This window comes from Enterobacter cloacae complex sp. 302F9, from assembly GCF_050030335.1.
Classification (GTDB): domain Bacteria; phylum Pseudomonadota; class Gammaproteobacteria; order Enterobacterales; family Enterobacteriaceae; genus Enterobacter; species Enterobacter hormaechei_C.
On sequence record NZ_JBLGUC010000001.1, the window covers coordinates 198,470 to 221,893 of the forward strand.

The window sequence follows — 23,424 nt, forward strand, 5'->3', positions numbered from 1 at the left end:
CAACCCCCCCCTGTAAAACTGCTGGATTTCTGTACAATGCATTCATTTTTTTAATGCATTGTTTGCCATTTGCCAGAATTTAAGAAACCATTCGCTCCGTATTTCAGTACCCCTCAAAACAATACCCGGCAATAAGTCGGGAAACAGCAAACACAACCGAGGATTTATGGCAGAGAAAAAACCGGAGCTTCAGCGTGGGCTGGAAGCTCGACATATTGAATTGATCGCGCTGGGCGGGACTATCGGCGTTGGCCTGTTTATGGGCTCGGCAAGCACGCTGAAATGGGCGGGGCCTTCCGTCCTGCTGGCGTATATTATTGCCGGGCTGTTCGTCTTCTTCATCATGCGCTCAATGGGCGAAATGTTGTTTCTGGAGCCGGTAACGGGCTCTTTCGCCGTTTACGCCCACCGTTATATGAGCCCGTTCTTTGGCTATCTCACGGCCTGGTCGTACTGGTTTATGTGGATGGCCGTCGGGATTTCGGAGATCACCGCCATCGGGGTCTACGTGCAGTTCTGGTTCCCGGAGATGGCCCAGTGGATACCCGCGCTCATCGCCGTAGGGCTTGTGGCGCTGGCGAACCTTGCCGCCGTTCGCCTTTACGGTGAAATCGAGTTCTGGTTTGCGATGATCAAAGTCACCACCATTATCGTGATGATTGTTGTGGGTCTGGGTGTCATCTTCTTTGGTTTCGGTAACGGCGGGCACGCGATTGGTTTCGGTAACCTGACCGGGCACGGCGGCTTCTTTGCCGGCGGCTGGAAAGGCTTCCTGACCGCACTCTGTATCGTTGTCGCCTCTTATCAGGGCGTTGAGCTGATCGGCATTACCGCAGGTGAGGCGAAAAACCCGCAGGTCACGCTGCGTAGCGCGGTAGGCAAGGTGCTGTGGCGTATCCTGATTTTCTATGTGGGCGCGATCTTCGTTATCGTGACCATTTTCCCATGGAACGAGATCGGCACCACCGGCAGCCCGTTTGTCTTAACCTTCGCTAAGATTGGCATCACGGCGGCGGCCGCCATTATCAACTTTGTGGTGCTGACGGCGGCGCTCTCCGGCTGTAACAGCGGGATGTACAGCTGCGGGCGTATGCTTTACGCGCTCTCGCAAAACAAACAGCTGCCGGCGGTGATGGGTAAAGTCTCCCGCGTGGGTGTACCGGTGGCGGGCGTAGCGGTGTCGATTGTGATTCTGCTGATTGGCTCTTGCCTGAACTACATCATCCCGAATCCGCAGCGCGTGTTTGTTTACGTCTATAGCGCCAGCGTGCTGCCGGGAATGGTACCGTGGTTTGTCATTTTGATTAGCCAGCTGCGTTTCCGACAGGCGCACAAAAAAGCGATCGCCAGCCATCCGTTCCGCTCCATTCTGTTCCCGTATGCGAACTATTTGACGATGGCGTTCCTGATTTGCGTATTAATTGGAATGTACTTTAATGAAGATACCCGCATGTCGCTGTTTGTCGGGATGATCTTCCTGGCTGCCGTCACAGCTGCATATAAACTTTTTGGCCTGGGCCGCCGTGGCTCCGCCCATAAAGTGGAGGAATAAGCGGCAAAATGTGCAAACCATAACCAAACGCGCATTTTTTTCAAAAAAGCACTAGACAGCGGGGACGGAGGTACGTAATATCCAGCCCCGCAACGGCGCTAAGCGCCCGTAGCTCAGCTGGATAGAGCGCTGCCCTCCGGAGGCAGAGGTCTCAGGTTCGAATCCTGTCGGGCGCGCCATTTTAGTGCCGGCGCTAGAGCTGCGGTGGTCTGAGAAGTAGTCAGAACCGCGTGAAAGAATACAGTGGTGGCTATAGCTCAGTTGGTAGAGCCCTGGATTGTGATTCCAGTTGTCGTGGGTTCGAATCCCATTAGCCACCCCATTATTGAAAGAGTTGTGAATTGCGAAGGTGGCGGAATTGGTAGACGCGCTAGCTTCAGGTGTTAGTGTTCTTACGGACGTGGGGGTTCAAGTCCCCCCCCTCGCACCACGACTTTTAATGAGTTGAACTAAAAATTCAAAAAAGCAGTACATCGGCGAGTAGCGCAGCTTGGTAGCGCAACTGGTTTGGGACCAGTGGGTCGGAGGTTCGAATCCTCTCTCGCCGACCAATTTTGAACCCCGCTTCGGCGGGGTTTTTTGTTTTCTGCGTTTTTTATCCTGTAGCCTTTCCCCGACAACACTCTATATCCTTGTCGCGATTCAGCGACATATAACCCGTTAATATTAAAGAATTTATTATTTTACCTCTTAACCTGTCTCCTGGTGACGACATATCGCCGCCTTCAGCGCGATGTTGTATGGCTTCAGGCGGTTCTTAACAGCATAATTTCCTTTTATCTTAAAATGTTGCGCGATGTAAAAGTTCTGCGTGTAAACCTGGCACATTACATGCAATAATATGCGTGTAGATGCTCATTCCATCTCTTATGTTCGCCTTAAGGCCTCATAAACTCAGGAATGACGCAGAGCCGTTTACGGTGCTTATCGTCCACTGACAGATGTCGCTTCGGCCTCATCAGACACCATGGACACAACGTTGAGTGAAGCACCAAATATGTTGTCTTACAGACCTGTTTTAACGCCTGCTTTTATAGCAGGCGTTTTTTTATGGGCGTAAAAAAGGAGGCCATCTGGCCTCCTATTAATTACTGCTGCGTTCCGTTATTTTGCAACGTCAATAACAGCCCATCACGGCGCATAGCTGCGGCCTCTTCCGGCTTATGCTGCTTGTCCAGCGAATCAGCAAGCCAGGCGTAATCAAATGCGTCCGGACGTTGCTTCAGCGCGGCGCGGAAGGCGAGACTCGCCTCCTGCCACTCGCCGTGTTTCATCAGAGACTGGCCCAGCGTACTCCACAGCAGCGGACGATCGCCCACGGTTTTGATCTGCTGGCGCAGTGCTTTTTCAATTTGTTCCGGATTGTTGGTTTTCAGACGCGGGATGACCATCACCAGGCGGTCATCATACTGTCGCTTGAGACCGTCGAGGAGGATCTCCTGCGCGGTGTCATGGTCATCACACTCAATCAGATGTTCTGCCATCGCCACCTGAAGAGGAACCTGCTGGCGCGTTTTACGGCTCTGGTTTTTCCACCAGGTTTTCAGGCCGTCGCTGCCGAGATCGGCGCGCGCCTGATCCATCAGGCCAATCCAGGCCAGACGCTGAAGTTCATCACGATGTTCATCATCGCCCACGTCGGCTTTCGCCATGGAAGGGATAATGTCCAGCAGCGAGCCCCAGGCACCGGTCCGAATATATGCCTGCTCAGCCAGACGCAGCACTTCCGGGTGACGAGGGGTAATTTCCAGCAGACGGTCAACGCCGTGACGGGCGGCATGGTTTTCATTGCGCGCCAGTTGCAGACGAACGCGGGTGATCTCAACCGGAATCGGATCTTTAGTAGAGAGCTCAGACGCGCGTTCAAGATGCTGATTGGCGCGGGCCTCATCGCCTCGCTGTTGCGCCGCCTCAGCGGCCAGCAGATAGTTAACAACCGGCTGTTCTGCATGGTCGGCATTTTTCGACATCAGCTTTTCAACCTGCTGATAGTCGCCTTCGGCCAGCTTCAGCAACGCTTGCTCGGTCTGCTTGCGGGCGCGACGGCGCTTACGGCCAACGAACCAGCCGCGCGTATGTACGCCGGTACGGAAAATACGACGCAGGAGCCACTCCACTGCCAGCAGAACGACCACACCCAGGATCAGGATAATCACCAGCCCTGTTACGCTGGTTTCGATATTGTAGTTATCGGTCTGGATCAATACATAACCCTGGTGACCCGCGAGCATCGGCCCCAGTACAATCCCGGCGATCAGCAGGATGAAGAGTAAGAAGACTTTTAGCATCATTACTCTCCTTGCGGCGCGCTTTCAGGCGCTGGCGCGGCGGCAGGTGCTTCAGCCGGACGCTCTGCCGGAACGCCCGGTTGGGCCAGCAGGTTACGCACGCGCGTCTGCATGAGCTTCTCCAGAATCGGCTGGCTTTCCAGCTTGTCCGGCACGTTCATGGTGATGTTTTGCTGGCTCAGCTTGTCGATATCCTCAAGGAACGCGGTCGTGGTTGCGTCATTGGTATCGTAGTAAGCACGTACCCAGGTTGAAACGTTATCCAGCGCCTGTTTGTAGGTCTCTTCCTGGTGACGCGGTACGGCCTGGGCAGCCACCAGCAGGCGGGAACGAATGTTTTCGCGCAGATAGACGTCCTGGTTCGGCGCCAGCAGCGGCACGGCAGTTTCATCGCGGCGGCGAATGGTAATAAAGCTGTCCATAAAGTTCTGCCAGCTCTTTTGCAGGTTGATACGCCATTCGCTCAGGGAGCTGGACAGCTCGGTGCCGTCAGAATCCATCGGGGAGTCATCGTCGTTGTTATCGGCCAGCTGAAGGTTATCAATCTGGTTGGAGAGCTGATTTACCTTAAGGATGATACCATCGTAATCGACCTGAGAAACCGCGGACAGGCTGGCGATATCTTCCGTAATAGCGCGGCGAGCGTTGATGAGGCTCGGATCGTTCATGTCCGCCAGGCTTGCGTCGGCGCTTTTCAGCAGCGCGGCGGCGGTGGTGACATCCTGATCGCTCCAGAGCTTGCGCCCGGCCAGTTTCACCAGAAAATCGGCCTGTGAAAGTAGCCAGGTTTTGGCATCGGTTCCCGAAATTGTGGCGACTTTTTCCTGCACTTCGCTCAGCTGTTTGGTCAACTCTTCACGTTTGCTGTTCGCGTCGGCGAGGGCGGCAGCCTGCTGTTTGATCACGCCTTCCAGCTCAGCTTTTTGCGTCTCCTGCGCTTTCTGTAGGGCAGTGATTTGGTTAACCAGCGCGTCGCTGGTGGCCGTCTGGTTGGTGCCTTGTTTCTTCACCAGTCCGTAGAGTCCCACGCCTGCGGCCAGCGCAATCGCGATGGCAATCACGCTCAGCGTGAGGCTGGTTTTGTTGCTGCCGTTTTTCTTCTCAACGGTTGTGTCTGTCGTCTCTGGCTGTGACGTGGTGTCCACAGTCTCCCTGGTCTCTTCAACCACGGCGGAGGATTTTTCGTGTTCCGTCATTATGGCTTCCCATTTGAGAGTTATTGTAATGCGCGCAGCAGCGCATCGTTGTCGGCGTTTTCAGCGATCCGAATATCCTGCCAGCCCAGTTCCCGGGCGTGGTTCGCCAGACGCTCACTGACGACCAGAAGCCGACAGCGGAGTAACCAGTTTTCGCGATACCAAAGCGGAATCAGCGACCAAAGCTGTTGTAACATTTCACCGCTGGTGACCACCAGCGTATTAATACCGCGGGCGTGCCAGCGCATTGCTTCTTCCGCGCCATCATAGTGTTTCGCACAGCGCTGATAGCACTCCACAAACGTCACGTCTGCGCCGCGTTCGCGCAGCGTTTCGCCCAGCAGTTCGCGACCACCGTTGCCGCGCAAAATGAGCGCGCGCTTTCCGGCAATGGTTTGTAATTCAGGTAATTGTAGCAAGACTTCGCTGATTTCCCGATCTAACGGGTAACGAACATCGATTCCGCTCGCGGTATGTAAGGCCAGCGCCGTGGTGCGCCCGATGGCGAAATAGCGGGGGGCGTGAGGCCAGCTAACGGCATGCTGTTGCAGCTGCGCATGGGCAAACTCCACGGCATGCTGCGACAGCGCAAAGAGCAGATCGCCTTCCTGTAAGAGACGCATCTGGTCAGCGAGCTCAGGCAGCTCGCGACCGGGGGAGAATTCAATCAGCGGAAAACTCCAGGCCACCTGCCCCAGTGCGCGCAGACGGCTCACTAACTGCTCTCCTGCGGGAGAAGGGCGGGTGACAAGTATGCTCATGCAGGGGGCTCTCCGTTATAGACCTCGGCCAGAATTTCACGCGCGCCGTTATTCAGCAGCTCTTCCGCCAGCGATACGCCAAGCGCCTCGGCATCTTGCGGTTTGCCGCGACGTTCACCGCGAACCATCTGTGAGCCGTCCGGCGCGCCAACCAGCGCACGCAACCACAGCTCACCGTCAGTTAATTCAGCATAGCTGCCAATTGGCACCTGACAGCCTCCTTCGAGGCGAGTATTCATCGCGCGCTCGGCTTTTACGCGAACGGCGGTATCGTCATGATTCAGCGGCGCGAGCAGTGCCTGAGTGCGCGCATCAACCAGACGACACTCAATGCCGACGGCACCCTGGCCGACGGCGGGCAGCGACAGCTCCGGCGGCAACGCGACGCGAATGCGTTCTTCCAGCCCCAGGCGTTTCAGGCCCGCAACCGCAAGAATAATGGCATCGTAGTCGCCGTTATCCAGCTTGCCAAGGCGTGTGCCGACGTTCCCGCGCAGCGAACGGATCACCAGATCCGGGCGACGTTCAGCCAGCTGACACTGGCGGCGTAAACTTGACGTGCCGACCACGCTGCCTGCCGGCAACGCATCGAGCGAGTCATAGCGATTAGAGACAAACGCATCGCGCGGATCCTCGCGCTCGCAGATGGTCACCAGCCCCAGCCCTTCCGGGAACTCAACGGGCACATCCTTCATCGAATGCACGGCGATATCGGCGCGGTTCTCAAGCAATGCCAGCTCCAGCTCTTTGACAAACAGACCCTTTCCGCCCACTTTGGCCAGCGGCGTATCCAGAATGACATCGCCACGCGTGACCATTGGCACCAGCTCAACGCGTAATCCGGTGTGGCAGGCTTCCAGGCGCTGCTTAACATAATGTGCCTGCCAGAGTGCAAGAGGACTTTGGCGTGTGGCAATTCTCAAAACATTGTCTAACATGCTTGTTACCGTCATTATCAATCGCTAACCATCCTAACATTGTTGACACTCGGATGGCAGTTTTACGGTTGATGAAGAGTGAGAGGGACAGGGCGGCGTACTCGTCAGCCATCGCCGTATTCAGGAATTTACACGTCAAGAACGGTGCTACACTTGTATGTAGCGCATCTTTCTTTACGGTCAACCGGCAAGGTGTTAAATTGATCACGTTTTAGACCATTTTTTCGTCTGTACCACCAGAAAAGCAAAAGGCGAAAAAAGGGTAACGGTTATTTTTTGAAATACTGCGGGTCCGCTGCTTTTTGTGTTCTGACTGGCGTGCGACACCCGGAAACATCAGGCGATACGTCTTGTACCTCTATATTGAGACTCTGAAACAGAGACTGGATGCCATCAATCAATTGCGTGTGGATCGCGCGCTTGCTGCCATGGGCCCTGCTTTCCAGCAGGTATACAGTCTACTGCCAACATTGTTGCACTATCACCATCCGCTGATGCCGGGTTACCTTGATGGTAACGTTCCCCAGGGCATTTGCCTCTTCACGCCTGATGAAACCCAACAGCATTACCTGACTGAACTTGAACTCTACCGTGGTATGCCGCCGCAGGATTCGCCGAAAGGCGAGCTGCCGATTACCGGGGTTTACTCCATGGGCAGCACGTCATCGGTTGGGCAAAGCTGCTCTTCTGACCTGGATATTTGGGTCTGCCATCAGTCCTGGCTCGACAATGAAGAGCGCCAACTGTTGCAGCGTAAATGCAGCCTGCTGGAGAGCTGGGCGGCGTCGCTCGGCGTGGAAGTGAGCTTCTTCCTGATTGATGAAAACCGTTTCCGCCATAACGAAAGCGGCAGTCTGGGTGGTGAAGACTGCGGCTCGACTCAGCACATCCTGTTGCTGGATGAGTTTTACCGTACTGCCGTTCGCCTGGCCGGGAAACGTATTCTGTGGAATATGGTGCCGTGCGATGAAGAAGAGAATTATGACGACTACGTCATGTCGCTTTACTCGCAGGGCGTTCTGACGCCAAACGAGTGGCTGGATCTGGGCGGCCTGAGCTCCCTGTCCGCCGAAGAGTACTTTGGCGCAAGCCTCTGGCAGCTTTATAAGAGCATTGATTCACCGTACAAAGCGGTGCTGAAAACCCTGCTGCTGGAAGCCTACTCCTGGGAATACCCCACGCCGCGCCTGCTGGCGAAAGATATTAAACAGCGTCTGCACGACGGGGAGATCGTCTCCTACGGTCTTGATGCCTACTGCATGATGCTGGAACGCGTCACCGAATACCTGACAGCCATTGAGGACGCCACGCGTCTTGACCTGGTGCGTCGATGTTTCTATCTCAAAGTCTGTGAAAAACTGAGCCGCGAACGCGCCTGCGTGGGCTGGCGTCGTGAAGTCGTCAGCCAGTTAGTCAAAGAGTGGGGATGGGACGAAGAGCGTCTCGCCATGCTCGACAACCGCGCCAACTGGAAGATCGATCAGGTGCGTGAGGCGCACAACGAACTGCTTGATGCGATGATGCAGAGCTACCGCAACCTGATCCGCTTTGCCCGCCGTAACAACCTTAGCGTTTCTGCCAGCCCACAGGATATCGGGGTGCTGACCCGCAAACTGTACGCCGCGTTTGAAGCGTTGCCGGGCAAGGTAACGCTGGTTAACCCACAGATTTCGCCTGACCTGTCTGAACCGAATCTGACCTTTATCTACGTGCCGCCGGGCCGCGCGAACCGCACCGGGTGGTATCTGTACAACCGTGCGCCAAGCATGGATTCGATCATCAGCCATCAGCCGCTGGAGTATAACCGCTACCTGAACAAGCTGGTGGCCTGGGCCTGGTTTAACGGCCTTCTCACCTCACGTACCCGGTTGTTTATCAAAGGCAACGAGGTGGTCGATTTAGCCAAGTTGCAGGAGATGGTGGCGGATGTCTCGCACCACTTCCCGCTGCGTCTGCCTGCGCCGACGCCAAAAGCGCTCTACAGCCCGTGTGAGATTCGCCATCTGGCGATCATCGTCAACCTGGAATACGACCCGACGGCGGCCTTCCGCAATCAGGTGGTTCACTTTGACTTCCGCAAGCTGGACGTCTTTAGCTTTGGCGAGCAGCAAAACTGCCTGGTGGGCAGCGTGGATCTGCTGTACCGCAACTCGTGGAACGAAGTGCGTACCCTGCACTTTAACGGCGAGCAGGCGATGATCGAGGCGCTGAAAACGATCCTCGGCAAGATGCATCAGGACGCCGCGCCGCCGGACAGCGTGGAGGTGTTCTGCTACAGTCAGCACCTGCGCGGCCTGATTCGTACCCGCGTGCAGCAACTGGTGTCTGAGTGCATCGAACTGCGTCTCTCCAGCACCCGTCAGGAAACCGGGCGCTTTAAAGCGCTGCGCGTCTCCGGCCAGACCTGGGGGCTGTTCTTTGAACGCCTGAACGTGTCGGTGCAGAAGCTGGAGAACGCCATTGAATTCTACGGCGCGATTTCACACAACAAACTGCATGGCCTGTCGGTTCAGGTGGAAACCAACCACGTTAAGCTGCCGCAGGTGGTGGATGGCTTTGCGAGTGAAGGGATTATTCAGTTCTTCTTCGAAGAGTCGGGCGATAACGCCGGGTTTAACATCTACATTCTGGATGAAACCAACCGTGCCGAGGTGTATCACCACTGTGAAGGCAGCAAAGAGGAGCTGGTGCGCGACGTCAGCCGCTTCTATTCGTCCTCGCACGATCGCTTTACCTACGGCTCAAGCTTTATCAATTTCAACCTGCCGCAGTTCTACCAGATTGTGAATGTGGATGGGCGAGCGCAGGTGATCCCGTTCCGTACGCAGGCGATTACCCCTGCGGCGCCCGCTAACCAGGAAACTGCGCCGCTGTTGCAGCAGTATTTTTCCTGAGGCTTTTCGCCGGGTGGCGCTATCGCTTATCCGGCCTACGGTCCGAGTCGCTGTTGCCGGGTGGCGCTGACGCTTACCCGGCCTACGGTTTGAGCCGCTGTTGCCGGGTGGCGCTGACGCTTACCCGGCCTACGGTTCGAGCCGTTGTAGGCCCGGTAAGGCGTAGCCGCCACCGGGCAACGCAACTACCTGAAACTCACGTCCTCGCCCGCCTGCGCCGTCGCCGCCTGCTCCAGCAGATCCCAGAACGTTTCGCCGCTGCGATCGCAGACCCACTCGTCACCTTTCAGATCAAAGTGATAGCCGCCCTGTTTCGCCGCCAGCCACACCTGGTGAAGCGGCTCCTGACGGTTAATAATAATCTTGCTGCCGTTTTCGAAGCTTAAGGTCAGGATCCCGCCGTTGATTTCACAATCGATATCGCTGTCGCCGTCCCAGTCGTCGATACGCTCTTCGATGGTCATCCACAGGGTATCGGCAAGGCGATGAAATTCACTGTCGTTCATGGTTTTATTCCTGTTTTTCGTGATGGCGGCAGTATAACGCTAAATAATTCCCGTTGCAGGAAAGCGGCAAACTCTTGCTTTTGTGTCTTCTCCTGCGATGATAGAAACAGATTTGAACTTACGGGCAACCTCTACATGAAAAACGTCTTCCGAACGCTTGTCGTTCTTGTCACTCTGTTTAGCCTGACCGGCTGTGGACTGAAGGGACCACTGTACTTCCCGCCAGAGGATAAAAACGCACCACCGCCGACAAAACCGGTGCAAAGTGGTATCGAGTCATCTACGCCGGATACCAACGATCGCGGCAATAACGGCGGCCCGACTCAGGTCAATCTCTGACAATTACGTTCTGTACCCGCGCAATGGAGCAAATGATGCAGTTCTCTAAAATGCATGGCCTTGGCAACGACTTTATGGTCGTCGACGCGGTAACGCAGAATGTCTTTTTCTCCCCGGAATTGATCCGTCGCCTGGCGGATCGACACATGGGCGTGGGGTTTGACCAGCTGCTGGTGGTGGAGCCGCCTTACGATCCTGACCTGGATTTTCACTACCGCATTTTTAACGCCGACGGCAGCGAAGTTTCCCAGTGCGGCAACGGCGCGCGCTGTTTTGCCCGCTTTGTTCGGCTGAAAGGGCTGACCAACAAGCGCGATATCCGCGTCAGCACCGCCAACGGCCGGATGGTGCTCAGCGTCACCGACGACGAACTGGTGCGCGTGAACATGGGCGAGCCGAACTTCGCCCCCTCTGCCGTGCCGTTTCGCGCCAACAAAGCGGAAAAGACCTATATTATGCGTGCCGCCGAGCAGACAGTATTGTGCGGCGTCGTCTCAATGGGTAACCCGCACTGCGTGATTCAGGTGGATGATGTGCAAACCGCGGCGGTTGAAACGCTCGGCCCGGTGCTGGAAAGCCACGAGCGCTTCCCGGAGCGGGCGAACATCGGTTTCATGCAGGTGGTGAAGCGTGAACACATTCGCCTGCGGGTTTACGAGCGCGGCGCGGGCGAAACCCAGGCCTGCGGAAGCGGTGCCTGTGCGGCGGTGGCCGTCGGTATCTCACAGGGGTTACTGGCAGAAGAGGTTCGCGTGGAATTACCGGGCGGACGTCTTGATATCGCCTGGAAAGGAGCGGGTCATCCACTGTACATGACTGGCCCGGCGACACATGTTTATGACGGGTTTATCCATCTATGAAGCAACCAGGGGAAGAACTGCGGGAACCTGTATCAGAGCTGGACGACAGCGCTGTTGTGGATTACCTGCTGCACAATCCTGAGTTTTTTATCCGCAATGCACGCGTCGTCGAACGGATGCGCGTGCCGCATCCGGTTCGCGAGACCGTGTCGCTGGTTGAATGGCACATGGCGCGCTCGCGCAACCACATCAATCAGCTCGAAGAGAACATGACGCTGCTGATGGAGCAGGCCAGCAATAACGAAAGCCTGTTCTACCGTCTACTGCACCTTCAGGCGCGTCTGGCTTCCGCGCACAGTCTCGAAGAGTTCCTCAACCGCTTCCACCGCTGGGCGCGCGATCTAGGGCTGGCAGGCGCGACGATCCGTCTCTTCCCTGACCGCTGGCGCATTGGCGCGCCGTCCGGGTTTACCCATCTGGCGCTGAGCCGTCAGGCGTTTGAGCCGCTGCGCATTCAGCGTCTGGGCCATGAGCACCACTATCTGGGGCCGCTTAACGGGCCAGAACTGCTGGTGGTGCTGCCGGAAGCCAAAGCTATCGGCTCGGTGGCGATGTCGCTGATGGGGCGCGATGGTGACCTGGGCGTGATGTTATTTACCAGCCGCGACGCGCATCATTATGAACAGGGGCAGGGCACGCAACTGTTGCAGGAGATCGCCCTGATGCTGCCTGAGCTGCTGGAGCGCTGGATTGAGCGCGTATGACGGACGGACTGCTCGCCACTGACGTCAACCGCTTTCTGCGCTATCTGGGCGTAGAACGCCAGCTCAGCCCTATTACGCTGCTCAACTATCAGCGTCAGCTTGATGCCATCATGCAGCTTGCCGATGAAATCGGCCTGAAAAGCTGGCAACAATGTGACGCCGCCACGGTACGCGGGTTCGTCGTGCGTAGCCGTAAAAAAAATCTCAGCCCGGCGAGCCTGGCGCTCCGGCTCTCTGCCCTGCGCAGTTTCTTCGACTGGCTGGTCAGTCAGGGCGGTCTGAAAGCCAACCCGGCAAAAGGGATCGCCACGCCGAAAGCCCCGCGTCATCTGCCGAAAAATATCGACGTCGACGACGTAAACCGCCTGCTGGATATCGATCTTAACGATCCGCTGGCCGTGCGCGACCGCGCGATGCTGGAGGTGATGTACGGCGCGGGCCTGCGTCTCTCTGAGCTGGTGAACCTCGACTTAAAGCACCTCGATCTGGAATCCGGCGAGGTGTGGGTAATGGGCAAGGGCAGCAAAGAGCGCCGCCTGCCGATCGGCCGCAATGCGGTCTCCTGGATTGAGCACTGGCTGGACCTTCGCGGGCTGTTTGGCGCCGACGAAGATGCGCTGTTCCTGTCGAAACTCGGCAAGCGGATCTCGGCGCGTAACGTGCAGAAGCGCTTTGCGGAGTGGGGCATTAAGCAGGGGCTGAACAGCCACGTTCACCCCCACAAGCTGCGCCACTCCTTTGCGACGCACATGCTGGAATCAAGCGGCGACCTGCGCGGCGTACAGGAGCTGCTTGGTCACGCGAATCTGTCGACCACCCAAATCTATACCCACTTAGACTTCCAACACCTTGCCTCGGTGTATGACGCGGCGCATCCACGCGCCAAACGGGGGAAATAATGCGTTTTTACCGCCCACTCGGTCAGATATCAGCCCTGACGTTTGACCTTGATGACACTCTTTACGATAACCGCCCGGTGATCCTGCGTACCGAGCAGGAGTCGCTGGCGTTTGTGCAGAACTACCATCCTGCGCTGAAAGCGATGCAGAACAAAGACTTCCAGCAGCTGCGTCAGTCCCTGCGGGAAACCGAACCGGAGATTTACCACGACGTGACCGAATGGCGCCGCCGTGCGGTTGAGCAGGCGATGCTCAACGCCGGCCTGAGCGCGCAGGATGCGGCCACGGGGGCCGAAGCGGCCATGGAAAACTTCGCCAAATGGCGCAGTCGGATCGACGTGCCGCAGGAGACCCACGACACGCTGGCGAAGCTCGCCGAAAAGTGGCCGCTGGTGGCCATCACCAACGGCAACGCTCAGCCTGAACTGTTTGGTCTGGGGAACTATTTTCAGTTCGTGCTGCGCGCGGGCCCGCACGGACGCTCGAAGCCGTTCAACGATATGTATCATCTGGCAGCGGAAAAACTGGATTTGCCGCTCGGTGATATCCTGCACGTGGGCGACGACCTGACCACGGACGTCGCCGGGGCGATCCGCTGCGGCATGCAGGCCTGCTGGATCAAGCCGGAAAATGCCGATCTGATGACTACCCCGGATAGCCGTCTTCTGCCGCACGTGGAAATTTCACGGTTGGCATCCCTCACGACGCTGATATAATCATCAATTGTTCTGTATAAATTAACAGGGTTTTGGCGAATGGAAACATTTGCCTGCCCGACATGACGTGACGGTGCCAATGGACGTTTCTTACCTGCTCGACAGCCTTAATGATAAACAGCGTGACGCGGTTGCCGCCTCGCGTACAAACCTGCTGGTACTGGCTGGAGCGGGCAGTGGTAAGACGCGCGTGCTGGTTCACCGTATCGCCTGGCTACAGAGCGTGGAGAACTGCTCGCCGTACTCGATTATGGCCGTGACGTTCACCAACAAGGCGGCGGCGGAGATGCGCCACCGTATCGCGCAGCTGATGGGCACCAGCCAGGGCGGCATGTGGGTTGGCACCTTCCACGGCCTGGCGCACCGTCTGCTGCGCGCGCACCATATGGACGCTAACCTGCCGCAGGATTTCCAGATCCTCGACAGCGAAGATCAGCTGCGCTTGCTGAAACGCCTGATCAAGGCGATGAACCTCGATGAGAAGCAGTGGCCGCCGCGTCAGGCGATGTGGTACATCAACGGTCAGAAAGACGAAGGGCTGCGTCCGCATCATATCCAGAGCTTCGGTAACCCGGTCGAGCAGACCTGGCAGAACGTCTACAAGGCCTATCAGGAAGCGTGCGATCGCGCCGGTCTGGTGGATTTCGCCGAGCTGCTGCTGCGCGCCCACGAGCTGTGGCTGAACAAACCGCATATCCTGCAACACTACCGTGAACGCTTTACCAACATCCTGGTGGACGAATTCCAGGATACCAACAACATCCAGTACGCCTGGATCCGCCTGCTGGCCGGGGATACCGGCAAGGTGATGATCGTAGGCGATGACGATCAGTCTATCTACGGCTGGCGCGGCGCGCAGGTGGAGAACATCCAGCGCTTCCTCAACGATTTCCCCGGCGCGCAAACCATCCGTCTGGAGCAGAACTACCGTTCTACCAGCAACATTCTGAGCGCGGCCAACGCCCTGATTGAGAACAACAACGGGCGCCTGGGTAAAAAGCTGTGGACCGATGGCGTCGACGGCGAACCGATTTCGATTTACTGCGCCTTCAACGAGCTCGACGAAGCCCGCTTCGTGGTGAACCGCATTAAAACCTGGCAGGAGAACGGTGGTGCGCTGGAGCAGTGTGCCATTCTCTATCGCAGCAACGCCCAGTCGCGCGTGCTGGAAGAGGCGCTGTTGCAGGTGAGCATGCCGTACCGCATTTATGGCGGTATGCGCTTCTTCGAACGTCAGGAGATCAAAGATGCGCTCTCGTATTTGCGTCTGATTGCCAACCGTAACGACGATGCGGCGTTTGAGCGCGTGGTGAACACGCCGACGCGCGGCATCGGCGATCGTACGCTGGACGTGGTGCGCCAGGCCTCGCGCGATCGTCAGCTTACGCTGTGGCAGGCGTGCCGTGAGCTGTTACAGGAAAAAGCCCTCGCCGGACGCGCCGCCAGCGCATTGCAGCGCTTCCTGGAGTTAATCGACGCGCTGGCGCAGGAAACCGCCGACATGCCGCTGCACGTCCAGACCGACCGGGTGATCAAAGATTCCGGCCTGCGCACCATGTACGAGCAGGAAAAAGGCGAGAAGGGCCAGACCCGTATTGAGAACTTAGAGGAACTGGTGACGGCAACGCGCCAGTTCAGCTACAACGAAGAAGACGAAGACCTGATGCCGTTGCAGGCATTCCTCTCTCACGCCGCGCTGGAGGCGGGGGAAGGGCAGGCCGATACCTGGCAGGATGCGGTTCAGCTGATGACCCTGCACTCCGCGAAGGGTCTGGAGTTTCCGCAGGTGTTCATCGTTGGGATGGAAGAGGGGATGTTCCCGAGCCAGATGTCGCTGGATGAAGGCGGGCGTCTGGAAGAGGAGCGTCGTCTGGCCTACGTGGGCGTGACCCGTGCGATGCAGAAACTGACTCTGACCTACGCGGAAACCCGCCGCCTGTACGGGAAAGAGGTGTATCACCGTCCGTCGCGCTTTATCGGCGAACTGCCGGAAGAGTGTGTGGAAGAGGTGCGCCTGCGCGCCAGCATCAGCCGTCCGGTCAGCCATCAGCGTATGGGCTCGCCAATCTCTGAAACCGACACCGGTTACAAGCTGGGCCAGCGCGTGCGCCACTCGAAGTTTGGCGAAGGCACCATCGTCAACCTGGAAGGCAGCGGCGAGCACAGCCGTTTGCAGGTAGCGTTCCAGGGGCAGGGGATCAAATGGCTGGTGGCAGCCTATGCCAAGCTGGAAAGTGTGTAACTTTCAGAAAAATATCACTATTTTGTAATAATCTGCTAGCCTTATACGTTGAAGGTCAATTAATGCCCTTCAGCGTTCCGTTGCGTGTTGACGCCACAGTTATTGCTGGCGTAACATGCGCGCACGATTACGCTAAGAGGACATTCGCCTTGGACACACCCAGTAGATACTGGCTCAATTCCCTGTCATCCAGGAACAACTCCTAAGGCTATCTCCTCTTGCTGATGGCCTTAGTGGTTGTCAGCGACTGCATCATTCCCGTCGCGCTGAGTCAGGCTGTTTAATGGTCTGAAACCCAATTTGTTTCTGTGTGCCCACCGAACTGTCCGATATTTTTTGCATTGGGAGTCCCGGTCATGTTGAGCGCATTTCAACTCGAAAATAACCGACTGACTCGGCTTGAAGCCGAAGAGTCACAGCCCCTCATTGATGCCGTATGGGTGGATCTGGTCGAGCCGGACGACGATGAGCGCCTTCGCGTACAATCTGAACTGGGGCAAAGCCTGGCGACACGCCCGGAACTGGAAGACATCGAAGCATCCGCCCGTTTTTTTGAAGACGAAGACGGCCTGCACATTCACTCCTTCTTCTTTTTCGAAGATGCCGAAGACCACGCGGGGAACTCCACCGTGGCGTTTACCATCCGCGATGGCCGCCTGTTCACCCTGCGCGAGCGCGAACTGCCTGCGTTTCGTCTCTACCGTATGCGCGCCCGCAGCCAGGCGATGATGGACGGCAACGCCTATGAGCTGCTGCTGGATCTGTTCGAAACCAAAATCGAACAGCTGGCGGATGAAATCGAAAACATCTACAGCGACCTGGAAAAGCTGAGCCGCGTGATCATGGAAGGCCATCAGGGCGATGAGTACGACGAAGCGTTGTCCACGCTGGCAGAGCTGGAAGATATCGGCTGGAAGGTGCGTTTGTGTCTGATGGATACCCAGCGCGCGCTGAACTTCCTGGTGCGCAAGGCACGTCTGCCGGGCGGTCAGCTGGAGCAGGCGCGTGAGATCTTACGCGATATCGAATCCCTGCTGCCGCACAACGAATCCCTGTTCCAGAAGGTCAACTTCCTGATGCAGGCGGCGATGGGTTTTATCAACATCGAGCAGAACCGCATCATCAAGATCTTCTCGGTGGTGTCCGTGGTGTTCCTGCCGCCGACGCTGGTGGCGTCCAGCTACGGGATGAACTTCGAGTTTATGCCGGAGCTGAAGTGGAGCTTTGGCTACCCGGGGGCGATTATCTTTATGATCCTCGCCGGGCTGGCGCCGTATCTGTACTTTAAGCGGAAGAACTGGCTGTAAAAATCTGGCGGGTGGCGCTGCGCTTACCCGCCCTACGATCGAATTCCCTCTCCCTGTGGGAGAGGGTTCCCCACAAAATAATGCCTGCACAGACGGCCCCCTCTCCCTTGAGGGAGAGAGCTGGGGTGAGGGGGAACATACGGCTCTGGTGGTCATTCCGTTCACTTTATGTTCCTTGCTACTCTGTCACGACATGACCGGTGAACGTGCCAGGGTGGCTCAGTCGCCACCACCCTGGCGACCCGGGCTTCCGGCGGAAAATCGCCGCTTCGCGGTGCCTTCGGCTTATTCCTTCCGGCTTATCGGGGACGGGAGGAGGTAACATCCCTGTAAAGCCCGCCCTCTCGGCGCATCCCTGCGCCTCGCCCCGGCCTACAGGAAACGCCTCAGCGATTTACAGCCGGACCGAGGCATCGCTGAAAGCCCTCAGTTATTCTGAGGCAACGTTATCGCTTTTGCTTTCAAATTACTGGGGAACCCTCTCCCCTGTGGGAGAGGGTTAGGGTGAGGGCAACATCACAGCCCTTTGCGCACCCTGCGCTGGGTATAAATCGCATCCGCAACAAAGATGGCCAGCGCCACCCAGATAAAGGCGAACGTCACCATCTTATCCGCACCCGGCACCTCGCCGTAAAACACCACCGCCAGCAGGAACATCAGCGTGGGGCCAATGTACTGGAAGAAGCCCAGCGTGGAGAGGCGCAGACGCGTTGCCGCGCCGGTAAAGCACAGCAGGGGGATCGTCGTGACCACGCCCGCGGCCATCAGCATCAGGTTCAGCGACCATGGATTGCTGCCCATGTGGCTGGTTGCGCTGTCGGCAATACCGAACAGGTAGATCGCGGCGACAGGCAGCAGCCACAGGGTTTCAAATAGCATTCCCGTCTGCGCTTCCACGGCAATTTTTTTACGCACCAGGCCGTAGAAGGCAAAGCTGAACGCCAGCCCCAGGGCGATAACCGGCAGTGAGCCGAAGGTCCACAGCTGTACCAGCACGCCGCAGAAGGCCAGAATCACCGCCACCCACTGCATCCGGCGAAAGCGCTCACCAAGGAAAATCATCCCCAGCAAAATATTGACCAGCGGGTTAATAAAGTAGCCCAGGCTGGCTTCGAGCATGTGATGGTTATTCACCGCCCAGATAAACAGCAGCCAGTTTCCGCCAATCAGCACCGCAGAGAGAGCGAGCAGGAAGACCTTCTTCGGGGTTTTCAGCAGCGTTTTGACGCCTGACCACTGACGGCTGATACTCATCAGCGCAATCATGAAGAAAAAGGACCAGATGACGCGGTGAGTGAGGATCTCGTCCGCCGGGACATAGGCGATAAGTTTGAAGTACGCCGGTGCGATACCCCAAATAAAATAAGCGGCAAGGGCGAGTAAAACGCCCTGCCGCGTCTGTTTAGCATCCATCGGGAAAATCCGTTACAAAAAAGTGAAGTAATTTTACCCGAATTTGCCGTCTCAACCCACCATATAAGTGGCGGTTGCGCTGGCGATATAAACCTGCTCCTCGTTATGCAGCTCAACGCGGGCGACGGCAACTTTATTCCCGGCGCGCAGCAGGCTGCTGGTGCAGGTGAAGCGGTTTCCGCGTCCCGGACGCAGATAGTCGACGCGTAAATCGATGGTGCCCATGCGCGACAGGCGCTGGCGTAACTCATCTTCGTTGATGGTGTCATGGCGCGTCAGCGTGCTACCCACGCACACCAGACCGGCCGCCACGTCCAGCGCGGAGGCAATGACCCCGCCGTGCAAAATGCTTTGCGCCCAGTTACCGACCATCATTGGCTGATTATTGAAACTCAGCTGAGCGAAGTCTTTTTCGTATCGCTCCAGCTCAAGACCCAGTGCACGGTTGAACGGCATGTGGTACACAAAAATCTCGCCCACGAGCTTTAAGGTTTCTTCGGCGGTGAGTGTGGCTGACATCTGACGTGGCATCCTTGTTGTTAACAAAATGTTGATTTTATGCTTCAGGATAAAGGAATGCCACTTTAAGAAACGAGGAAGCGGAAGTTATCGCAGAAGTCTGTAGAATGCCCGGACAAAACTATTCATTAAATGTCACCATTTCAGGAGAACACCACCGATGCGGACGTATCTGGGTTGGTTACTGGCGGCGGTTGCGCTGCCCCTCACAGCATATGCGCAGGAAGCGACGATCAAAGAGGTGCATGATAAACCTGCCGTTAAGGGCAGCATCATCGCCAATATGCTTCAGGAGCATGACAATCCGTTCACGCTGTACCCTTATGATACAAACTACGTGATCTACACCCAGACCAGCGATCTCAACAAAGAGGCGATAAGCTCCTATAACTGGTCTGATAATGCGCGTAAAGATGAGGTGAAGTTCCAGCTCAGCCTCGCCTTCCCGTTCTGGCGCGGCATCCTGGGGCCGAACTCGGTGCTTGGCGCGTCTTACACGCAGAAGTCATGGTGGCAGCTCTCCAACAGCGGGGAATCTTCACCGTTCCGCGAAACCAACTATGAACCGCAGCTGTTCCTCGGTTTCGCCACCGATTATGAGTTTGCAGGCTGGACGCTGCGAGACGTGGAGGTGGGCTATAACCACGATTCCAACGGTCGTTCCGACCCAACCTCACGCAGCTGGAACCGCATCTATACGCGTCTGATGGCGCAGAACGGCAATTTCATGGTGGAAGTGAAGCCGTGGTACGTGGTGGGCAGCACCGATGACAACCCGGATATCACCAAATATATGGGCTACTATCAGCTTAAAGTGGGCTATCAGCTGGGTGACGCGGTGCTGAGCGCCAAAGGCCAGTACAACTGGAATACCGGCTACGGCGGTGCAGAGCTGGGCCTGAGCTACCCGGTAACGAAACACGTTCGTCTTTATACTCAGGTGTATAGCGGGTATGGCGAATCGCTGATCGACTACAATTTCAATCAGACCCGCGTCGGTGTGGGCGTGATGCTGAACGATATTTTCTAAGCTGCTCGAATGTTTTTGCGTTAAACGTTGAAGTTTCTCTCTCAGGCGCTGAAAATAGCGCCTGTTTCATTTCTGGCATATGGGGTTAACGTGGCGCAGGCGGAAGTATTGAATCAGGAATCGCTGGCTAAACAGGTTTTGCAGGAAACCTTTGGCTACCAGCAGTTCCGCCCTGGCCAGGAAACCATCATTGAAACCGTGCTGGAAGGCCGCGATTGCCTGGTGGTCATGCCGACCGGCGGCGGAAAATCGCTCTGCTATCAGGTGCCCGCGCTGGTGCTTAATGGCCTGACGGTCGTGGTATCGCCCCTTATTTCCCTGATGAAAGACCAGGTCGACCAGCTGCTTGCCAACGGCGTGGCGGCGGCCTGTCTGAACTCGACGCAGACCCGCGAGCAACAGCAAGAGGTAATGGCCGGGTGCCGCACCGGGCAGATCCGCCTGCTGTATATCGCGCCAGAACGCCTGATGCTGGACAACTTCCTCGATCATCTGGCGCACTGGAATCCGGTGCTGCTGGCAGTGGATGAAGCGCACTGTATCTCCCAGTGGGGGCACGATTTCCGCCCGGAATACGCCGCTCTTGGCCAGCTTCGTCAGCGCTTCCCCGAGCTGCCGTTTATGGCGCTTACCGCCACGGCGGACGACACCACGCGTCAGGACATCGTTCGCCTGCTGGGGCTGAACGACCCGTATATTCAGGTCAGCAGCTTCGACCGCCCGAACATCCGCTATATGCTGATGGAGAAGTTTAAGCCGCTGGATCAGCTCTTACGCTACGTGCAGGAGCAGCGCGGAAAGTCCGGCATCATCTACTGCAACAGCCGGGCGAAGGTGGAAGACACCGCCGCGCGTCTGCAAAACCGTGGCTTTAGCGCCGCGGCCTATCACGCCGGGCTGGAGAACCATATCCGCGCCGACGTGCAGGAGAAATTCCAGCGCGACGACCTGCAAATCGTGGTCGCAACGGTGGCGTTCGGGATGGGGATCAACAAGCCCAACGTGCGCTTTGTGGTGCATTTCGACATTCCGCGCAATATCGAATCCTACTATCAGGAAACCGGCCGCGCCGGGCGTGACGGCCTGCCTGCGGAAGCGATGCTGTTTTACGATCCGGCGGATATGGCGTGGCTGCGCCGCTGTCTCGAGGAGAAACCGCAGGGGCAGTTGCAGGATATCGAACGCCACAAGCTTAACGCGATGGGTGCCTTCGCCGAAGCGCAAACCTGCCGCCGTCTGGTGCTGCTCAACTACTTTGGTGAAGGGCGTCAGGCACCGTGCGGCAACTGCGATATCTGCCTCGACCCGCCGAAGCAGTACGATGGCCTGATGGACGCGCGCAAAGCGCTCTCGACTATCGGACGCGTGAACCAGCGCTTCGGGATGGGCTACGTCGTTGAAGTGCTGCGCGGGGCTAACAACCAGCGTATCCGCGATATGGGTCACGACAAGCTGCCGGTTTATGGCATCGGGAAAGACCAGAGCCACGAGCACTGGGTGAGTATCATCCGCCAGCTGATCCATCTCGGCTTTGCCACGCAGAACATTGCCCAGCACTCTGCGCTTCAGCTGACCGAAGCGGCGCGACCGGTCCTGCGTGGCGAGGTTGAACTGAAGCTCGCCGTTCCGCGCGTCGTCGCCCTGAAGCCGCGCGTGATGCAGAAATCCTACGGCGGTAACTACGATCGCAAGCTGTTCGCCAAGCTGCGTAAGCTGCGTAAAGCCATTGCGGATGAAGAGAACATCCCGCCATACGTGGTGTTCAACGACGCGACGCTTATCGAGATGGCCGAGCAAATGCCGCTCAGCGCCAGCGAGATGCTCAGCGTCAACGGCGTTGGCACGCGTAAGCTGGAGCGCTTCGGTAAAGAGTTTATGGCGCTCATCCGTTCCCACGCTGATGGTGATGATGAGGAGTAGTCAGCCGGGCGAAAAAGTGCCAGGATGGTGACTCACTGTATTATTTCCCCGCGAGCTAATTATGTTAATGCTATTTCTCACCGTGGCGTTAGTGCACATCGTGGCGCTGATGAGCCCTGGCCCTGACTTTTTCTTCGTGTCACAAACGGCCGTCAGCCGCTCCCGCAAAGAGGCAATGATGGGTGTGCTCGGTATTACCATGGGCGTCATGGTCTGGGCGGCGGTTGCGCTGCTCGGTCTGAACCTGATCCTGGCGAAAATGGCGTGGCTGCATAACATCATCATGGTCGGCGGCGGTCTGTACCTGTGCTGGATGGGCTACCAGATGCTGCGCGGGGCGCTGAAGAAAGAAGAGAAAAAGCCGGAAGAGCCAAAGGTTGAGCTGGCAACGGGCGGCCGTAGCTTTGTGAAAGGGCTGCTGACCAACCTGGCGAACCCGAAAGCGATTATCTACTTCGGCTCTGTGTTCTCGCTGTTTGTAGGGGATAACGTCGGCGCGGGCGCGCGCTGGGGGATCTTTCTGCTGATTGTTGTTGAGACGTTCGCCTGGTTTACCGTTGTGGCAAGCCTGTTTGCCTTACCGGCGATGCGTCGCGGCTACCAGCGCATCGCGAAGTGGATCGACGGCTTTGCCGGCGCGCTGTTCGCCGGCTTCGGCATTCATCTCATCATTTCTCGCTAAGCATGACGCGCTGACGCAAGCAGCGCGCCAACCAGCATAAACAGCGAACCAAAGACTTTGTTCAGGGCCTTCATCTGTTTAGGCCCTTTGATCCACGCCGCAATTCGCTGCGCCAGCGTCGCGTAACCGATCATCACAATGATATCGACAATAATGGTGGTCGCGCCCAGCACCACGTACTGCATCACCTGTGGCTGATGCGGCACGATAAACTGCGGGAACAGGGCGGCGAGGAACACGATGCTTTTCGGGTTGGTCAGGTTAACGAACACCGCGCGTTTAAACAGGTGGCCGCGTGTTTGCGTCCGGGAGAGCGTATGCAGATCAATCGAGCCTGCGGCGCGCCACTGCTGAATACCCAGCCAGATAAGATACGCTGCGCCAGCCCATTTCAGCACCTCGAAGGCCAGCACCGAACGGGAGAACAGCGTGCCCAGACCAATCCCCACCAGCACAATATGAATGCCAAGCCCGGTCTGTAAACCGGCGATTGACGCCGCCGCGCCGCGATAGCCGTGATTAATGGAGGTGGTCATGGTGTTGATTGCGCCCGAGCCAGGTGAAAGGCTGAGGATGATGGATGTCAGCAGGTAGGCGAACCACCATTCGAAGGTCATTTGAAACTCCCGGATCGTCTGTTTTTATGCCACAATACGCT

General features: G+C 57.1%; 21 protein-coding genes and 4 tRNA genes. 17 read left to right on the forward strand and 8 right to left on the reverse strand.

Going from position 1 to position 23,424, the window contains the following annotated elements:
* The first annotated feature begins 166 nt into the window (after window positions 1-166).
* From thrP to ACQG0T_RS00990, 5 genes are all read left to right on the forward strand, one after another.
* Window positions 167-1,552 carry a bifunctional threonine/serine APC transporter ThrP gene (gene thrP / locus ACQG0T_RS00970; protein ID WP_017693946.1) on the forward strand — a complete coding sequence of 462 codons (1,386 nt, stop codon included), beginning with the start codon at window positions 167-169 and terminating at the stop codon, window positions 1,550-1,552.
* Window positions 1,553-1,654: 102 nt separating this feature from the next.
* Window positions 1,655-1,731 (forward strand) — tRNA-Arg (locus tag ACQG0T_RS00975).
* 67 nt (window positions 1,732-1,798) lie between these two features.
* Window positions 1,799-1,874, forward strand: a tRNA-His gene (locus tag ACQG0T_RS00980).
* A 21-nt stretch (window positions 1,875-1,895) separates the two neighbouring features.
* Window positions 1,896-1,982: transfer RNA gene (locus ACQG0T_RS00985), tRNA-Leu, on the forward strand.
* A gap of 44 nt (window positions 1,983-2,026) precedes the next feature.
* A tRNA-Pro gene (locus ACQG0T_RS00990) sits at window positions 2,027-2,103 on the forward strand.
* Window positions 2,104-2,640: 537 nt separating this feature from the next.
* Here ACQG0T_RS00990 and hemY read toward each other — a convergent pair.
* The 4 genes from hemY to hemC are packed head-to-tail and all read right to left on the reverse strand — an operon-like array spanning window position 2,641 to window position 6,735.
* Entirely contained in the window at window positions 2,641-3,840 is a 1,200-nt protein-coding gene (hemY, locus tag ACQG0T_RS00995; RefSeq protein ID WP_026080629.1) for a protoheme IX biogenesis protein HemY, read from the reverse strand.
* Between the two features lie 2 nt (window positions 3,841-3,842).
* The gene (gene hemX, locus ACQG0T_RS01000; protein WP_015570012.1) at window positions 3,843-5,036 is read right to left on the reverse strand and encodes a uroporphyrinogen-III C-methyltransferase; all 1,194 of its coding nucleotides are present in this window, start codon (window positions 5,034-5,036) and stop codon (window positions 3,843-3,845) included.
* 20 nt (window positions 5,037-5,056) lie between these two features.
* On the reverse strand, window positions 5,057-5,797 hold the full coding sequence (gene hemD / locus ACQG0T_RS01005; RefSeq protein ID WP_017383593.1) for a uroporphyrinogen-III synthase: 741 nt from the start codon (window positions 5,795-5,797) through the stop codon (window positions 5,057-5,059).
* Window positions 5,794-6,735: a hydroxymethylbilane synthase gene (gene hemC / locus ACQG0T_RS01010; protein ID WP_017383592.1), complete on the reverse strand. Its 942-nt coding sequence runs from the start codon at window positions 6,733-6,735 to the stop codon at window positions 5,794-5,796. The genes hemD and hemC overlap by 4 nt, the downstream gene beginning before the upstream one ends.
* Before the next feature lie 350 nt (window positions 6,736-7,085).
* On the opposite strand from hemC, the gene cyaA reads away from it, so the two are divergent.
* Window positions 7,086-9,629 (forward strand): class I adenylate cyclase, encoded by a 2,544-nt coding sequence (gene cyaA, locus ACQG0T_RS01015; RefSeq protein ID WP_017383591.1) that lies wholly within the window; start codon window positions 7,086-7,088, stop codon window positions 9,627-9,629.
* A 185-nt stretch (window positions 9,630-9,814) separates the two neighbouring features.
* Here the strand turns inward: cyaA and cyaY are convergent, their stop codons facing one another.
* Window positions 9,815-10,135, reverse strand: a complete 321-nt coding sequence (gene cyaY, locus ACQG0T_RS01020) for an iron donor protein CyaY (RefSeq protein WP_003860816.1) — start codon at window positions 10,133-10,135, stop codon at window positions 9,815-9,817.
* A 135-nt stretch (window positions 10,136-10,270) separates the two neighbouring features.
* Between cyaY and lptM the strand changes: the two genes are divergently transcribed.
* From lptM to corA, 8 genes are all read left to right on the forward strand, one after another.
* Entirely contained in the window at window positions 10,271-10,474 is a 204-nt protein-coding gene (lptM, locus tag ACQG0T_RS01025) for an LPS translocon maturation chaperone LptM (protein WP_003860815.1), read from the forward strand.
* A gap of 35 nt (window positions 10,475-10,509) precedes the next feature.
* Window positions 10,510-11,334: a diaminopimelate epimerase gene (gene dapF, locus ACQG0T_RS01030; protein WP_058685838.1), complete on the forward strand. Its 825-nt coding sequence runs from the start codon at window positions 10,510-10,512 to the stop codon at window positions 11,332-11,334.
* Entirely contained in the window at window positions 11,331-12,038 is a 708-nt protein-coding gene (locus ACQG0T_RS01035; protein ID WP_045348417.1) for a DUF484 domain-containing protein, read from the forward strand. Before dapF ends, ACQG0T_RS01035 begins: the two co-directional genes overlap by 4 nt.
* Complete coding sequence (gene xerC / locus ACQG0T_RS01040) at window positions 12,035-12,937, forward strand: tyrosine recombinase XerC (RefSeq protein ID WP_017383588.1); 903 nt, start codon at window positions 12,035-12,037, stop codon at window positions 12,935-12,937. Before ACQG0T_RS01035 ends, xerC begins: the two co-directional genes overlap by 4 nt.
* Complete coding sequence (gene yigB, locus ACQG0T_RS01045) at window positions 12,937-13,653, forward strand: 5-amino-6-(5-phospho-D-ribitylamino)uracil phosphatase YigB (RefSeq protein ID WP_058685839.1); 717 nt, start codon at window positions 12,937-12,939, stop codon at window positions 13,651-13,653. Before xerC ends, yigB begins: the two co-directional genes overlap by 1 nt.
* Before the next feature lie 79 nt (window positions 13,654-13,732).
* On the forward strand, window positions 13,733-15,895 hold the full coding sequence (uvrD, locus tag ACQG0T_RS01050; protein ID WP_017383586.1) for a DNA helicase II: 2,163 nt from the start codon (window positions 13,733-13,735) through the stop codon (window positions 15,893-15,895).
* 149 nt (window positions 15,896-16,044) lie between these two features.
* Window positions 16,045-16,101, forward strand: a complete 57-nt coding sequence (gene ysgD, locus ACQG0T_RS01055) for a YsgD/CorL family protein (protein WP_212743980.1) — start codon at window positions 16,045-16,047, stop codon at window positions 16,099-16,101.
* A gap of 150 nt (window positions 16,102-16,251) precedes the next feature.
* The gene (gene corA, locus ACQG0T_RS01060) at window positions 16,252-17,202 is read left to right on the forward strand and encodes a magnesium/cobalt transporter CorA (RefSeq protein ID WP_003860807.1); all 951 of its coding nucleotides are present in this window, start codon (window positions 16,252-16,254) and stop codon (window positions 17,200-17,202) included.
* A gap of 516 nt (window positions 17,203-17,718) precedes the next feature.
* On the opposite strand, the gene rarD is transcribed toward corA, so the two are convergent.
* Window positions 17,719-18,615, reverse strand: a complete 897-nt coding sequence (gene rarD, locus ACQG0T_RS01065; RefSeq protein WP_017694744.1) for an EamA family transporter RarD — start codon at window positions 18,613-18,615, stop codon at window positions 17,719-17,721.
* Between the two features lie 51 nt (window positions 18,616-18,666).
* The gene (yigI, locus tag ACQG0T_RS01070) at window positions 18,667-19,134 is read right to left on the reverse strand and encodes an acyl-CoA thioesterase YigI (protein ID WP_006812366.1); all 468 of its coding nucleotides are present in this window, start codon (window positions 19,132-19,134) and stop codon (window positions 18,667-18,669) included.
* Window positions 19,135-19,294: 160 nt separating this feature from the next.
* Here yigI and pldA point away from each other — a divergent pair, with 160 nt between their 5' ends.
* From pldA to rhtC, 3 genes are all read left to right on the forward strand, one after another.
* Window positions 19,295-20,164 carry a phospholipase A gene (gene pldA, locus ACQG0T_RS01075; RefSeq protein WP_003860803.1) on the forward strand — a complete coding sequence of 290 codons (870 nt, stop codon included), beginning with the start codon at window positions 19,295-19,297 and terminating at the stop codon, window positions 20,162-20,164.
* Between the two features lie 90 nt (window positions 20,165-20,254).
* Window positions 20,255-22,084 (forward strand): ATP-dependent DNA helicase RecQ, encoded by a 1,830-nt coding sequence (recQ, locus tag ACQG0T_RS01080; RefSeq protein ID WP_017383584.1) that lies wholly within the window; start codon window positions 20,255-20,257, stop codon window positions 22,082-22,084.
* 61 nt (window positions 22,085-22,145) lie between these two features.
* Complete coding sequence (gene rhtC / locus ACQG0T_RS01085; RefSeq protein WP_006179256.1) at window positions 22,146-22,766, forward strand: threonine export protein RhtC; 621 nt, start codon at window positions 22,146-22,148, stop codon at window positions 22,764-22,766.
* Here rhtC and rhtB read toward each other — a convergent pair.
* Window positions 22,763-23,383 carry a homoserine/homoserine lactone efflux protein gene (gene rhtB, locus ACQG0T_RS01090; RefSeq protein WP_006812363.1) on the reverse strand — a complete coding sequence of 207 codons (621 nt, stop codon included), beginning with the start codon at window positions 23,381-23,383 and terminating at the stop codon, window positions 22,763-22,765. The two genes, rhtC and rhtB, sit on opposite strands and share 4 nt — an antisense overlap.
* Between the last annotated feature and the right edge of the window lie 41 nt (window positions 23,384-23,424).

What these genes read in the sequence shown, in the direction of transcription:
- hemX (WP_015570012.1), bottom strand. Translation starts at nt 5,036, where the DNA reads ATGACGGAACACGAAAAATCCTCCGCCGTGGTTGAAGAGACCAGGGAG.
- uvrD (WP_017383586.1), top strand. Translation starts at nt 13,733, where the DNA reads ATGGACGTTTCTTACCTGCTCGACAGCCTTAATGATAAACAGCGTGAC.
- ACQG0T_RS01035 (WP_045348417.1), top strand. Translation starts at nt 11,331, where the DNA reads ATGAAGCAACCAGGGGAAGAACTGCGGGAACCTGTATCAGAGCTGGAC.
- rhtC (WP_006179256.1), top strand. Translation starts at nt 22,146, where the DNA reads ATGTTAATGCTATTTCTCACCGTGGCGTTAGTGCACATCGTGGCGCTG.
- corA (WP_003860807.1), top strand. Translation starts at nt 16,252, where the DNA reads ATGTTGAGCGCATTTCAACTCGAAAATAACCGACTGACTCGGCTTGAA.
- cyaY (WP_003860816.1), bottom strand. Translation starts at nt 10,135, where the DNA reads ATGAACGACAGTGAATTTCATCGCCTTGCCGATACCCTGTGGATGACC.
- hemC (WP_017383592.1), bottom strand. Translation starts at nt 6,735, where the DNA reads ATGTTAGACAATGTTTTGAGAATTGCCACACGCCAAAGTCCTCTTGCA.
- rhtB (WP_006812363.1), bottom strand. Translation starts at nt 23,383, where the DNA reads ATGACCTTCGAATGGTGGTTCGCCTACCTGCTGACATCCATCATCCTC.
- hemD (WP_017383593.1), bottom strand. Translation starts at nt 5,797, where the DNA reads ATGAGCATACTTGTCACCCGCCCTTCTCCCGCAGGAGAGCAGTTAGTG.
- pldA (WP_003860803.1), top strand. Translation starts at nt 19,295, where the DNA reads ATGCGGACGTATCTGGGTTGGTTACTGGCGGCGGTTGCGCTGCCCCTC.
- hemY (WP_026080629.1), bottom strand. Translation starts at nt 3,840, where the DNA reads ATGCTAAAAGTCTTCTTACTCTTCATCCTGCTGATCGCCGGGATTGTA.
- xerC (WP_017383588.1), top strand. Translation starts at nt 12,035, where the DNA reads ATGACGGACGGACTGCTCGCCACTGACGTCAACCGCTTTCTGCGCTAT.
- thrP (WP_017693946.1), top strand. Translation starts at nt 167, where the DNA reads ATGGCAGAGAAAAAACCGGAGCTTCAGCGTGGGCTGGAAGCTCGACAT.
- yigB (WP_058685839.1), top strand. Translation starts at nt 12,937, where the DNA reads ATGCGTTTTTACCGCCCACTCGGTCAGATATCAGCCCTGACGTTTGAC.
- lptM (WP_003860815.1), top strand. Translation starts at nt 10,271, where the DNA reads ATGAAAAACGTCTTCCGAACGCTTGTCGTTCTTGTCACTCTGTTTAGC.
- yigI (WP_006812366.1), bottom strand. Translation starts at nt 19,134, where the DNA reads ATGTCAGCCACACTCACCGCCGAAGAAACCTTAAAGCTCGTGGGCGAG.
- dapF (WP_058685838.1), top strand. Translation starts at nt 10,510, where the DNA reads ATGCAGTTCTCTAAAATGCATGGCCTTGGCAACGACTTTATGGTCGTC.
- rarD (WP_017694744.1), bottom strand. Translation starts at nt 18,615, where the DNA reads ATGGATGCTAAACAGACGCGGCAGGGCGTTTTACTCGCCCTTGCCGCT.